This is a genomic window from Bacillus sp. PK6-013 (genome assembly GCF_054161445.1).
In genome coordinates this window covers 3,484,696-3,497,095 of the sequence record NZ_CP096417.1, presented here as the reverse complement: position 1 = coordinate 3,497,095, position 12,400 = coordinate 3,484,696, and the positions used below count along the sequence as shown (strand labels likewise).

Sequence of the window (12,400 nt, the reverse complement as noted above, 5' to 3'; positions counted from 1 at the left end):
ACTCATGCGGAACCAAATGTCGGTTTATTTTTCTCTGGCTCTCGCCATGGCGATCGTCGGGAGTTCGGTTGTTGTCGGCAAGCTGATGGTGAAGACGATTCCGGTGTTTTTGTCGTCTGGCATTCGTTTTTTTATCGCGGCTGCCGTTTTAATGATCTTGCTTTTTTGGATTGAGAAAGGTATTCCCGCTCTATCGAAAAAAGATGTCTTTGTTCTTTTGCTGCAGTCTTTTACGGGTGTCTTTCTGTTCAGCATCTGCATGCTTTACGGGGTTAAGCTGACGACGGGGATGGAGAGCGGCATTATTACGAGCACGACGCCGATGGCTGTCGGTGTTTTGGCTTTCTTTTTATTAAAAGAAAAAATAGAAAAAAGAATGGCTGCCGGTATCGTACTTGCCGTTATCGGCGTGATGGCGATCAACCTGTTCGGGGCCGGCGGCGAAGCGGGGAGCCCTTATGCATTGATGGGAAATCTGTTAATCGCGGCCGCAGTGATCGGTGAAGCGATGTTTACGCTAATGGCAAAATTGCTGTCGCCCCATATTTCCGCATTGGCGATTTCGGCGTTTGTTTCCTTGTTCGGTTTTTTGTTTTTTCTGCCGTTTGCGGTCATTGAGGCTGTCTCGTTTGATTTTAGCGGGCCCGGGCTTCTTGATTGGTCATATGTCCTTTATTACGCGCTGATTGTTACGGTGCTTGCTTTTTACTTATGGTACAACGGCGTGACGAAAGTGCCGGCGAGCGTTTCCGGGATTTTCACTTCGGTTCTCCCCGTATCGGCCGTTGTGCTCTCAGGCGTCATTTTGAAGGAGCAATTCACACTGGTTCATTTGACTGGAATCGTGTTTGTAATTGCAGGAATTTTCATTACTGTTTTGAAAAAAGAGCAGAAGAAAGACAGCGGAAAACTCGCATCTTAAGACGGATTTCCAAAAAAATGTCGTAAATTCGATGCATCAATTTGATGAAATCGCCTGGCCCTGCGGTATAATAGATTTTGTGAATGAAAGATTCAATGTTGAAAGAGAGTGGTTACATCATGGGCCGTAAATGGAACAATATAAAAGAGAAGAAAGCGTCCAAGGATGCGAATACGAGCCGAATCTACGCCAAGTTCGGCCGCGAAATCTATGTGGCGGCAAAGCAGGGAGAGCCCGACCCCGAACTGAACCAGAACCTGAAATTCGTGCTAGAGCGCGCCAAAACATACAATGTCCCGAAAGCGATTATTGAGCGGGCGATTGAAAAAGCGAAGGGCGGTTCTGAAGAAAATTATGACGAACTGCGCTATGAAGGCTTCGGGCCGAACGGAGCGATGGTGATCGTTGACGCGTTGACAAACAACGTCAACCGCACGGCTGCCGATGTGCGCTCCACATTTGGCAAAAACGGCGGAAACATGGGTGTGAGCGGATCTGTCGCTTACATGTTTGATCCGACGGCCGTCATCGGCTTTGAAGGGAAAACGGCTGATGAGACGCTCGAATTATTGATGGAAGCGGATATTGATGTCCGTGATATTTTAGAAGAAGACGATGCGGTGATCGTCTATGCCGAGCCCGATCAGTTCCACGCCGTACAGGAGGCGCTGCAAAACGCCGGTATCACTGAGTTCACGGTGGCCGAGCTGACCATGCTCGCGCAAAATGACGTCGCCCTTCCTGAGGATGCGCGTGCGCAGTTTGAAAAACTGATTGACGCGCTGGAAGATTTGGAAGACGTTCAGCAAGTTTACCATAATGTCGATTTAGGGGCGTAAAAAGAAATCGTGAAGTAAAAAGATAGATGAACAGGCGAAAGTCTGTTTTGTCTATCTTTTTTTATTTGTAAAGTTAACTTGACACCTGATTTTTTGTTAAGTATACTTTACGTATAGTAAACTTTACATTCCGATGGAGGAAAGATGAAAACGTTAATAAAGGAAAAGCGCACTTCGCTGAACATGACACAAGAAGAACTGGCTAAAAGGCTCGATGTGTCAAGGCAAACGGTGATTTCCCTTGAAAAGGGGAAGTATAAACCTTCACTTGTTCTGGCGCATAAACTGGCTCAAATTTTTGAATGTCTGATTGAAGATTTATTTATTTTTGAGGGGGATGAAAATATTGACTGAAACGATGACAAACACACTGATCGCTTTAGCAGGTTTAGGAATAGGCGTGCTCGGGATCGTAATTATATACAGTGTAAACAGACGGATTGGAAAAAAAGAGAGGCTGTTCGATGAACGCCAGCAGAAAATTAATTATCAGGCTAAGGCGCTCTCCTGGAACATTACAATGGCGGCTATTTTAATGGCCTGGGCATTGGTGATCATTTTCCAAGGGATATCCTTTTCATTTTTCTTAATAACAGGTTTATATATCCTGCAATGCTTATCAATGCTGATCACAACCGTTTACCTTGCACAGAAAAACTAAGATGGTGCTGTTCCCCTTGTATCCGGATTTTACCGATTTATCGGTAAAATCTTTTTTTGTGGAAAAGAAAACCCGAGGCAAGGCCTAGGGTTCCGATCGACACGCAAATCTGAAATACAGATACGAGTCGGTATTTTCGGTGTGCTGGACATTACGTAGATAAAGTAGGAAGAAACAAAAAGTAATAGAAACATATATACGAAATCAGATCGAAGATAATATCGTCGCGTGGGGATTTAAGGGATATATGGAATCCTTTGTAGATGAAAAGGTCAAGAAAAGGAAGCAAAAATAAGAAAAGACCTTTGAGCTTGCCACTAAAGTGGTACATTAAAACGAACCATTAAGCCCGTCACCCAATCAAGTCATTCAGCTGGATATCATCTTGAGGGGAAGATTATTGCAAACAAATCCCCATCATACAGATGACTGAATTGGGAAAATTTTTATTCTACGTCTTTTAGTATGGCTTCAATTTTCTCAAGCCGCTGCTTGATATCCTTTATTTCCTCGTTTTCAAGTCTCAATTTCTCTTCGGCCAATTTGCCGTTCCTTAAATATCTTTTGACAACCTTTGTTAAGGCAACGATACCCGCAATGACAAGTGCTGCCATTACAAAATAGTATACTGGTATTAAAATTGTGATAATATCAACTGTCCCCATCTTTAGTCTCCTTACATTCTGTAGATTGTTGTTTCCCCAAATTCTCGATTAAATCATTATCAATCGTAAAGGAAAATTCTTTTAGATAATAGTACTTAAGAGCTTTACCATCTAATGAAACTTTCATTTCACTAAATATAATTCCTGTCTCCTCGAGCTTGGTTAGATGCAAATAAAGTAATGTCCTATTGATTTCTAACTTGCGTGCAAGCTCACTAACATAGCAACCTCCTTTTGATAAGATGGTTAGAATTTGTAAGCGAATTGGGTTTCCAAGTGCCTTTGCAATTAAGATTAATTGGTTTGGTTCATTTATTTTATTCATATGTAACAATAATTTAACACATGTGCATCTAAAAAAAAAGGTGTTTTTTCAAAAAAATGATTCATTTGTTATATTATGTGAATCATAAAAAGGAGCATTATCTTAAAACACATTTTAATCAAAAAATAAATTTTATAGAGAAGAAAGATAAAATTAAAAGTATATTTTAATATAAATGCAATTAAAGTATATTTTTTCCGATTTGTTATTGTCTCTAAGTATTATACATGATAATATTAACAATAGTTGAATAGAATTCCAGTTAAATACACCTAAAAAAATTACTTTATTCGGAGGGTGATTTGAATGAAGAGATTCTTATTATTAGTATCCTTTTTGCTAGTGTTCCCTACTGCCTATGGGACTGCCATTGCAAAGGAAAAAACGCAAGGTTTAAGTTTGGAAGAAAAAATTTTTGAAATTGATAAAAGTGATGATTTATCAAAACAAGTTAAAAAACAAAAGTTTATCCAAGCTTTGGAGGATTCAACTGATGAGGAGAAGACTGAATATCTTGAAGAAGTAGGAGAGCGAGTACAAAATACTTTAAGTGAAGTTGATGTTCAATTAGGTGAAAATAAAGAAATAGATTTAGGCATGGGGACGACTATTGAATTAGAGTCTTCCGATGTTATAGAGTCAACTGAAGATGAATTAGTAAAGACTTCTGGATATGATTTTTCAAAAGGAAATGTACTCGAAAAAAAATATGGTGCTAGAAGATTTACATGTAGGGTTAGTGTGAAATCCCTTGGCATCACATTAGGATCTTTAGTGCTACGAAACCACTATACAGTGGGGAATTTTGGATTGAAAATGAGGTATGCATCCGATAGTGGAACATCTGGAATAGATCCTTTAATGATTATCACAAGTTCTTCTACATCGGTTCCTGACGGTAAAGCTGAAAAGGTAGGGTATGATATGAATGCAAGAGGTTCGTATAAATGGAAACTAGGTATTTCAGGTATATATGCATCTTTTACATCAGAAATATACAGTACAATCAAGTTACATAAGCTAAATAAGAAAAAGAAATTTGCTGTTGTATATCAAAATTACAAATTTACTGAGTGATCATGCCTTAAACATCAGCTGAAAAAAGATGAAAAGACAAATGTCAGACTGTTTCAGATTTATGAAAACAGAGTTTGATGATCGATTCCGGATTTTACCGATTTATCGGTAAAATCTTTTTTTATATCCAAAAGACTCATGAGATTGAATTTTCTTGAAAGACTGCCGATACATAAGATGTAGTCTAACTTTTCCCAAAACTGTTTGATAGGAGATGGACTGAATGATTCAAATAACTGACCTCAACCGTCAATACATAGGAGGGGAATGGAGAGACGGCCAAAGTGAAAGCGTCTTGGCCGATCTGAATCCTTTTACCCATAAAACGATTACCTCTTTTCGGAAAGCGACGCGGGAGGATGTCGATGCGGCGTACAAAGCTGCGCTTGAGGCGAAAAAGAAATGGGATAACGTCAATCCCTATGAAAAAAGAGCGATTTTAGAAAAAGCCGCGGCTTATATTGAAGACAATAAAGAAGCGATCGTGTACCTCATTATGGAGGAACTTGGCGGAACACGGCTGAAAGCGGCTTTTGAAATCGATCTTGTCGTCAATATGATCAAAGAAGCGGCAGGTTTCCCGCTCAAAATGGAAGGTAAAATTCTCCCTTCACCGGTTGATGGGAAAGAAAATCGGATATACCGCATTCCGGCGGGAGTGGTCGGTGTCATCAGTCCGTTCAACTTTCCGTTCTTTTTATCTGTAAAATCGGTTGCACCTGCGCTTGGCGCAGGGAACGGCGTTGTCTTAAAGCCGCATGAAGAAACACCGATTTGCGGCGGCACGCTGATTGCAAAGATTTTTGAAGAAGCCGGTCTTCCGGAGGGACTTCTGAATGTTGTCGTCACGGATATCGGGGAAATCGGCGACAGCTTCGTTGAGCACCCGATTCCGAGAATCATCTCGTTTACCGGATCAACGAAGGTCGGCAGCTATATCGGGCAGCTGGCGATCAAACATTTTAAAAAACCGTTGCTTGAACTCGGCGGAAACAGCGCATTGATCGTTCTTGAGGATGCCGATTTGGAATACGCTGTCAATGCCGCGGCTTTCAGCCGCTTCACACATCAGGGGCAAATCTGCATGTCGGCCAACCGGATTCTCGTTCAAAAAGAAGTGTATCCGGAATTTTTAAAGCTGTTCAGCCAAAAAATCTCCGGGTTTAAAACGGGTGATCCGCTGGATCCTGAAACTGTGATCGGCCCTGTCATTAATGAACGCCAAGCTGAACATTTAAGAAAATCGATTGAGAAAGGCATCGAAGAAGGCGCCACACCGCTTCTGAAAGGCGATATTAAAGGCAATCTCGTCGAGCCGACGATTCTTGCGGATGTCACGTCTGACATGTCTGTCGCCAAGGAAGAGCTGTTCGGCCCGGTTGTGTGCGTCATGCCGTTTGAGACCGAAGCAGAAGCGGTTGAGATCGCGAATGACACTTCGTTCGGACTGAGCGGAGCCGTACACACGGGAAATGTGGAGCGCGGCGTTGCCATCGCGAAGCAAATCGAGACGGGCATGATCCATGTCAATGACACAACGATCAACGACGAGCCACATGTCGCTTTCGGCGGTGAAAAGCAATCGGGGATCGGAAGGCTGAACGGCGAGTGGAGCCTTGACGAATTTACGACATTAAAATGGATTTCCGTCCAGCACCAGAAAAGGATTTTTCCATATTAAAAGGAGGATTTGATACATGAATGAAGCAGTAAAAACGGACATCCACCCGCTGCTGGATGCTTTTGTGAAAGTGGCGCCGTTTCTGAATCAGCTGATTCAGGACGATGTGACAGTGGGGATTTACGATACTGAAAAGCTGATCGTCAACATTCCGGGAAAGACATTTTCCCTTGATGTTAAAGCGGGTGATCCTTTGCAGGAAGGCGATATTATTACAGACGCTATCCGCCAAAACAAAAAGAAAGTGAGCATGGTGCCTAAGGAACTGTTCGGCTTCCCTCTTGCGGCGAGAGCGATCCCGCTCCATGACGAGAACGGAAGGGTTATCGGCGGAGTCGGACTCGGTACGAGTCTTGAAAAATCGGATCAGCTTCACCGCGTCGCAGAAAGCCTGTCGGTCATCGTCGAGCAGACGGCCTCAGCCATTCAGGATATCGCCGAATCTGTCAGCGGGTTTTCCGGACAAATGTCCGACATTTCCAAGCAGGCGAAAGAAGTCAGTGAAAGCGCCGGAGAAATTGAGAAAATTTCAGTTACCGTAAAAGGCATTTCAGATCAAAGCAACCTGCTCGGACTGAACGCGGCGATTGAAGCGGCGAGAGCCGGAGAGTCAGGAAAAGGGTTCTCCGTCGTCGCCGACGAAATCCGCAAGCTCGCGACACACTCAAAAGAAAACGTCGGGCAGATTGACCAAATCACGAAGAAAATCCACGCGTTATTGAAAGACCTTGAGCATTCGATCGAAGTCATCAATGAACATACGAGCGGCCAGGCCGCCGGCGTTGAACAAATTTCCGCCACCATGCAGGAGATCAGCAGCAACGCGCATAACCTCGCCAAGATGGCGGAACATCATTTTGAAGACTAGAGATAGAAAAAAACTGCCTGACAATGTGTCGGCAGTTTTTTTACTAACACTACTACACTAGCGATTGAAATGACTGCCGTAAATATGGCTCATGAGTATGCTCTTTCCCGTCACACTGCAATTCCTTCAAACGTGTAAAAGAGACGAAATCAAATAACTATATATTGAAAATAACTCCGATAAGAGAATAGATAATGACAGTCGAAAAAAGAATTGTCATATGAATCAGAGAGTAAATAAACATGGATTTTGCCCATTTCTCTGAATCCATTTTTTTGTAACCATACACACTAAGAACCAACCATATGACACCTAATATAAGGGAAACAAGCATAATGCCGAGGCTCAAAGAAATAAAAAGGAGACTTGTCCCGATAAGGATGATTAAATAAATATTAGTTTGTATATATGTTCTTTTAACTCCTTTGATAACAGGGAGCATTGGAACTTTCGCAGCCTTATACTCATCATTTTTTCGAATGGCTATAGCATAGAAATGAGGCATTTGCCATATCACAGATGTCACAAAAAGACCGAGAACAGCAGGATGTGTGATGTCCGGATAGACAGCTGACCATCCAATAAGAGGCGGCATAGCTCCGCCGATACTCCCGACCTCTGTATTGTAAACTGTTCTTCTCTTACTCCACATGGTATACGGGACAATATAAAAAAACAATCCTAGAAACCCTAGGAGTGCTGCCAGAGAGGTGGTGAAACCAAGGATTATTACACCAAAAATCATCATAAAGATACCGAGCCATAGAACTGTTTTAGGCTTTATTTCTCCTGTAACGGTTGGTCTGTTTTTGGTTCTCTCCATAATAGAATCTATATCCCGGTCATATAAGTTGTTAAAAGCTCCTGCCGCTCCCATTACTAAAATAGACCCAATTAATGCAAAAAATATTTCTGGTAATTTCTCAGAAAGGCTGATTTTATAAGTATATAAAGATAATGTTAATCCAGAAAACATCGGAATAAGGTTAGATTTAATAATTCCTGTTTTAATGGTTTTTGACAATATGATGGACACAGGTCGTTTATCCGTTTTGATATTATTTTCAATTTGCATCATTCTTCTCCTCTTTTTAATGGCCACACGTTGATTTAGTGAAGTGCTAGTGATACCTTTTAGAATATACATACTATATGGTATGTTAATTCTGAACAGTATGATTGTCAATAAGAGGAGGAAGAAGAATGCTTAGAAGAAGGCTAACCCAAAAAGAGCGAAAAGAGGAAACACGTCAATTGTTGTTAGAATCGGCTGTTGAGATTTTTTCGGAGCTTGGCTTTCATGGGGCTTCTGTTGAAAAAATTGCTGAACATGCCGGATTTAGCAAAGGAGCGGTTTACTCCAATTTTAAATCTAAGGAAGAGCTCTTTCTGGCCTTATTGGAACAACAAATGAATTTACAAGTGAATAACATCGATCAAATCATAAATAATCAGCATTCACTTTCATATTTTATTGAAACAATGAATGATCATTTTGTCTCAGTGGTGAAAGAAAATCAAAAGTGGATGATTTTAAATATGGAATTTCTTCTTTATGTGATGCGTAATGAGTCAGTGCGCTACAAATGGTCTTGCATGATCAGGGAGTCTGTGGACCGGATCTCCAAGTCTGTCGCGAAACTAATGTTGAAAGAGAATCATGAGGTTACGCTATCTTCGGAAGAAATCGCTTGGACTATTTTTTCACTTGAAAATGGTCTTGCGATATTCAATTTTATTAATGGAGAAAGCGTCCCGATGAATTTATATGGAAAAGCGCTAAAAAATTTGCTTTCAGCCTCTGAGTGACTTTTTAATAGAAAAGTTGTACTTTTCAATTTCTAGGCTCAGTGTCATACATTAATTTAAATTTTATTTTAAATTTTTTAGAGGAATTTTCCCCGGGCGAAGCGAAAGTGATGAATGGGAAATCGCTTTCAAAGGGGGAAGGGGTAAATGAGAGTATATACACCGACTAAACTGACCGGATTGTTATTGGGGCCGATCAGTTTTTTGCTGATTCTCGGCTTGATACCGGAAGCTGAGTTGGCTTACGCGCCGCGGATCGTTCTTGCGGTTACAGCTTGGACGGCCGTCTGGTGGATTACGGAAGCCGTGCCGATTCCGGCGGCATCGCTCTTGCCAGTCATTTTGCTGCCGACATTGGGCGGTTTAGATATGGAAACGACGGCCAAAGCATACGGCGATCCGATTGTGTTTATGTATATGGGGGGATTTATCATTGCGATCGCCATCGAAAAATGGAATCTTCATAAACGGATGGCCTTGCATATTTTGAAGCGGATCGGGGCTGAAAGCCATCGAATCGTGCTCGGCGTGATGGCGGCGACGGCATTTTTATCGATGTGGATTTCGAATGCTGCCACCGCTTTGATGATGCTTCCCGTAGCGCTTGCAGTTATTAAAGAAGTGCAGGAAAAAGAAATTTTAAAAGGCGAATCGCTGCAGAAGTTCAGCAAAAGCATTTTGCTGGCTGTCGCGTATGCGGCTTCGATCGGCGGACTTGCGACATTGGTCGGTTCCGTGCCGAATGCGGTCTTTGCCGCGATGTCCAAACAGATGCTCAATCACGAAATTATGTTTTTTGAGTGGTTTTTATTCGGGTTCCCGGTTTCCGTTCTGTTTCTTGCCATTTTATATGTTTATTTAACGAAAATAAAATTTAAAGTGAGCGCCTTTCAAGGAAAAAAACCTGATTTTATCGATCATGATTTAAAGGCGCTTGGCGCAATGACGAGGGAGGAAAAATCGGTTTTTGCCGTTTTTTTGTTGACCGCATGTTTGTGGATGTTCAAATTCATCCTGCCGTTTCAAATTTCAGATACGTCGATTGCGATTTTCGGAGCGGTTTTGCTGTTTTTAATTCCGAGTACAAAGGATGAACGGATTTTGGAATGGAAGGATATGCAGACGCTGCCATGGGGGCTTCTTCTGTTGTTTGGAGGCGGCTTGTCGCTTGCGGCCGGTTTTTCGGCGACCAATCTGACGGCTTGGATCGGCGGCAAGCTCAAGCTGTTGGAAGGCCATCCTTACTTATTTGTACTGATCATTTTGACGGCTGCAATTTTATTTATGACCGAAATCATGTCTAATACGGCTGTCGCCAATATGGTGATTCCGATGACGATCGGTCTTGGCGCCGCGCTTCAGGTTGAGCCGTACGGGCTGATGGCGGCAGCTGCGCTTGCTTCATCATGCGCCTTTATGCTCCCGATCTCTACCCCGCCGAATGCGGCCGTCTTCAGCTCCAATCTGCTGACGATGAAGGACATGGTCAGGGCGGGTTTTTGGCTCAATATCGCAGGTGTCGTCTTGATCGTGATCAGCGTATATTTCTGGCTTCCGGCCGTCTTCCTGTAATGTCCGTGAAAAAGCTCTCACTAGTTTTCTTGCATCATCTGCATTAAAATAAGGTTATGACATTACGTTAGGATTGGTAGACAGATGAGCATTTTTAAAGCGGAAGGTTTATATAAAACTTACGGAGATAAAACATTATTTGACCATATATCGTTTCATATTGAAGAAAACGAACGGATCGGCTTGATCGGACCGAACGGAACGGGAAAAAGCAGTTTGCTGAAAGTGATCGCGGGCCATGAATCGACCGAAAAAGGAGACATCACCAAGCCTGGCAGCCTCCATATCGAGTACTTGGATCAGGATCCTGATTTGGACGGTCCGGAAACCGTACTTGAGCACATTTATTCGGGAGATTCCGTGATGATGCGGACGATGAGGGCGTATGAGCAGGCGCTTCAGGAGCTGAATGCTTCGCCTGATGATCCGAAGAAGCAGGAAAACCTGCTGGCGGCACAGGGGAAAATGGACGAACACGGCGCCTGGGACGCGAATACAGCGGCAAAAACGATTTTAACGAAGCTTGGCGTCGCGGATGTGGCAAAAGAAGTAAGCTCGCTATCAGGAGGGCAAAAAAAGCGGGTTGCGATTGCGAAAACATTGATTCAGCCTGCTGACCTCCTCATTTTGGATGAGCCGACAAACCACTTGGACAATGAAACGATCGAATGGCTTGAAGGCTATTTGAGCGGGTATCCGGGCTCCGTCGTCCTCGTCACCCATGACCGCTACTTTTTAAACCGGGTGACAAACAGGATCTATGAACTGGATCGCGGGCGCCTATACACATACAAAGGGAACTACGAAGTGTTTTTGGAAAAGCGGGCCGAAAGAGAAGCGCTCGCCGAACAAAGCGAAACGAAGCGGCAAAACCTTCTCCGAAGGGAGCTTGCCTGGCTGAGAAGAGGAGCCAAAGCCCGTTCGACAAAACAAAAAGCAAGAATTCAGCGGGTGGAGGAACTAAAGGAACAAGATGCGCCTGAAACCGGCTCTTCCCTTGATTTCGCCATCGGCTCCCACCGTCTCGGCAAGCAGGTGATTGAAGGGGAAGGTGTTGACATCAGCCGCGGCGGCAATCAGCTTGTCCGTTCATTCGATGAACTGATTGTGCCCGGGGACCGGATCGGCATCATCGGACCGAACGGGATCGGCAAAACTACGCTTTTAAACGCGCTTGCCGGCCGCGTCAAGCCTGATGGAGGGCAGATCACGATCGGCCAGACTGTAAGAATCGGATACTATACACAGGATCACAGCGAAATGAACGATGCGCTGCAGGTCGTCGAATACATTAAGGAGACGGCTGAGGTCGTCAAAACGGCCGACGGACAAGTGGTCACAGCTGAGCAGATGCTGGAAAGGTTCCTTTTTCCGCGGAGCATGCAGCGCAACTTGATTCGCAAGCTGTCAGGCGGAGAAAAGAGGCGCCTTTATCTCTTGAAAGTGCTGATGGAAGAGCCGAACGTCCTGTTCCTTGATGAGCCGACAAACGACCTTGATACCGAGACGCTCGGAGTGCTGGAAGATTATTTGGAACAGTTTCCCGGCGTTGTCGTGACCGTTTCCCATGACCGCTATTTCCTTGACCGTGTCGTCGACAGGCTGCTTGTATTTGAAGGCAGCGGAAACGTTTCGCGTTTTCAAGGTTCATACAGCGAATATATGGAGAAGCAAAAGGAGACCAGCCGTCAAAAGCCGGCGCCTGAAGCCGCAGAACCTGTCAAACCTGAGAAAAAGAAAAGAAAGAAGCTATCTTATAAAGATCAGCTGGAATGGGACGGCATCGAAGACAGAATCGCCGCTCTGGAAGAAAAGCATAAACGGCTTGAAGAGGAAATCGCCGCCGCCAGCAGCGACTTCGCCAAGATTCAGACGTTGATGGAAGAGCAGGCGCAAACAGCCGCAGAACTCGATGCGGCAATGGAGCGCTGGACCGAGCTGTCTCTGATGATCGAGGAGCTGGAACAATCGTAATGGAAGC

Annotated in this window: 13 protein-coding genes; 10 read left to right on the top strand and 3 right to left on the bottom strand. The window is 43.7% G+C overall.

The features are described from left to right. The first annotated feature begins 4 nt into the window (after positions 1 to 4). The 4 genes from M1E03_RS17695 (at position 5) to M1E03_RS17680 (ending at position 2,422) form a co-directional block, all read left to right on the top strand. On the top strand, positions 5 to 922 hold the full coding sequence (locus tag M1E03_RS17695; RefSeq protein ID WP_023855789.1) for a DMT family transporter: 918 nt from the start codon (positions 5 to 7) through the stop codon (positions 920 to 922). A 119-nt stretch (positions 923 to 1,041) separates the two neighbouring features. Continuing rightward, on the top strand, positions 1,042 to 1,761 hold the full coding sequence (locus M1E03_RS17690) for a YebC/PmpR family DNA-binding transcriptional regulator (RefSeq protein WP_003179658.1): 720 nt from the start codon (positions 1,042 to 1,044) through the stop codon (positions 1,759 to 1,761). Positions 1,762 to 1,905: 144 nt separating this feature from the next. Beyond that, complete coding sequence (locus M1E03_RS17685; protein WP_020450493.1) at positions 1,906 to 2,115, top strand: helix-turn-helix transcriptional regulator; 210 nt, start codon at positions 1,906 to 1,908, stop codon at positions 2,113 to 2,115. Next, positions 2,108 to 2,422, top strand: a complete 315-nt coding sequence (locus tag M1E03_RS17680) for a DUF2178 domain-containing protein (RefSeq protein ID WP_105980793.1) — start codon at positions 2,108 to 2,110, stop codon at positions 2,420 to 2,422. The genes M1E03_RS17685 and M1E03_RS17680 overlap by 8 nt, the downstream gene beginning before the upstream one ends. Positions 2,423 to 2,868: 446 nt before the next feature. Here M1E03_RS17680 and M1E03_RS17675 read toward each other — a convergent pair whose 3' ends face one another. Both M1E03_RS17675 and M1E03_RS17670 read right to left on the bottom strand, forming a co-directional pair. Next, complete coding sequence (locus M1E03_RS17675) at positions 2,869 to 3,087, bottom strand: hypothetical protein (RefSeq protein ID WP_020450496.1); 219 nt, start codon at positions 3,085 to 3,087, stop codon at positions 2,869 to 2,871. Further along, positions 3,074 to 3,412 (bottom strand): ArsR/SmtB family transcription factor, encoded by a 339-nt coding sequence (locus tag M1E03_RS17670; protein WP_095292926.1) that lies wholly within the window; start codon positions 3,410 to 3,412, stop codon positions 3,074 to 3,076. Before M1E03_RS17670 ends, M1E03_RS17675 begins: the two co-directional genes overlap by 14 nt. 306 nt (positions 3,413 to 3,718) lie before the next feature. On the opposite strand from M1E03_RS17670, the gene M1E03_RS17665 reads away from it, so the two are divergent. From M1E03_RS17665 to M1E03_RS17655, 3 genes are all read left to right on the top strand, one after another. Then, positions 3,719 to 4,489 carry a hypothetical protein gene (locus M1E03_RS17665; RefSeq protein ID WP_020450498.1) on the top strand — a complete coding sequence of 257 codons (771 nt, stop codon included), beginning with the start codon at positions 3,719 to 3,721 and terminating at the stop codon, positions 4,487 to 4,489. Between the two features lie 223 nt (positions 4,490 to 4,712). Beyond that, complete coding sequence (locus M1E03_RS17660) at positions 4,713 to 6,170, top strand: aldehyde dehydrogenase family protein (protein ID WP_020450499.1); 1,458 nt, start codon at positions 4,713 to 4,715, stop codon at positions 6,168 to 6,170. A gap of 16 nt (positions 6,171 to 6,186) precedes the next feature. Beyond that, a complete protein-coding gene (locus tag M1E03_RS17655) occupies positions 6,187 to 7,038 on the top strand; it encodes a methyl-accepting chemotaxis protein (protein ID WP_020450500.1) in 852 nt (283 codons plus the stop codon). A 157-nt stretch (positions 7,039 to 7,195) separates the two neighbouring features. Here the strand turns inward: M1E03_RS17655 and cyoE are convergent, their stop codons facing one another. Beyond that, a complete protein-coding gene (gene cyoE, locus M1E03_RS17650) occupies positions 7,196 to 8,113 on the bottom strand; it encodes a heme o synthase (protein ID WP_023855785.1) in 918 nt (305 codons plus the stop codon). A 128-nt stretch (positions 8,114 to 8,241) separates the two neighbouring features. Between cyoE and M1E03_RS17645 the strand changes: the two genes are divergently transcribed. The 3 genes from M1E03_RS17645 (at position 8,242) to M1E03_RS17635 (ending at position 12,393) form a co-directional block, all read left to right on the top strand. Further along, the gene (locus M1E03_RS17645) at positions 8,242 to 8,847 is read left to right on the top strand and encodes a TetR/AcrR family transcriptional regulator (RefSeq protein WP_020450502.1); all 606 of its coding nucleotides are present in this window, start codon (positions 8,242 to 8,244) and stop codon (positions 8,845 to 8,847) included. 147 nt (positions 8,848 to 8,994) lie between these two features. After that, positions 8,995 to 10,419 carry an SLC13 family permease gene (locus M1E03_RS17640; RefSeq protein ID WP_023855784.1) on the top strand — a complete coding sequence of 475 codons (1,425 nt, stop codon included), beginning with the start codon at positions 8,995 to 8,997 and terminating at the stop codon, positions 10,417 to 10,419. Positions 10,420 to 10,503: 84 nt separating this feature from the next. Next, complete coding sequence (locus M1E03_RS17635) at positions 10,504 to 12,393, top strand: ABC-F family ATP-binding cassette domain-containing protein (protein WP_458110540.1); 1,890 nt, start codon at positions 10,504 to 10,506, stop codon at positions 12,391 to 12,393. The last annotated feature ends 7 nt before the right edge of the window (positions 12,394 to 12,400 follow it).

Excerpts from the sequence above, each read along its gene's own strand:
- M1E03_RS17640 (WP_023855784.1), top strand. The coding sequence starts at position 8,995 with ATGAGAGTATATACACCGACTAAACTGACCGGATTGTTATTGGGGCCG.
- M1E03_RS17670 (WP_095292926.1), bottom strand. The coding sequence starts at position 3,412 with ATGAATAAAATAAATGAACCAAACCAATTAATCTTAATTGCAAAGGCA.
- cyoE (WP_023855785.1), bottom strand. The coding sequence starts at position 8,113 with ATGCAAATTGAAAATAATATCAAAACGGATAAACGACCTGTGTCCATC.
- M1E03_RS17695 (WP_023855789.1), top strand. The coding sequence starts at position 5 with ATGCGGAACCAAATGTCGGTTTATTTTTCTCTGGCTCTCGCCATGGCG.
- M1E03_RS17665 (WP_020450498.1), top strand. The coding sequence starts at position 3,719 with ATGAAGAGATTCTTATTATTAGTATCCTTTTTGCTAGTGTTCCCTACT.
- M1E03_RS17645 (WP_020450502.1), top strand. The coding sequence starts at position 8,242 with ATGCTTAGAAGAAGGCTAACCCAAAAAGAGCGAAAAGAGGAAACACGT.
- M1E03_RS17685 (WP_020450493.1), top strand. The coding sequence starts at position 1,906 with ATGAAAACGTTAATAAAGGAAAAGCGCACTTCGCTGAACATGACACAA.
- M1E03_RS17660 (WP_020450499.1), top strand. The coding sequence starts at position 4,713 with ATGATTCAAATAACTGACCTCAACCGTCAATACATAGGAGGGGAATGG.
- M1E03_RS17690 (WP_003179658.1), top strand. The coding sequence starts at position 1,042 with ATGGGCCGTAAATGGAACAATATAAAAGAGAAGAAAGCGTCCAAGGAT.
- M1E03_RS17655 (WP_020450500.1), top strand. The coding sequence starts at position 6,187 with ATGAATGAAGCAGTAAAAACGGACATCCACCCGCTGCTGGATGCTTTT.
- M1E03_RS17675 (WP_020450496.1), bottom strand. The coding sequence starts at position 3,087 with ATGGGGACAGTTGATATTATCACAATTTTAATACCAGTATACTATTTT.
- M1E03_RS17635 (WP_458110540.1), top strand. The coding sequence starts at position 10,504 with ATGAGCATTTTTAAAGCGGAAGGTTTATATAAAACTTACGGAGATAAA.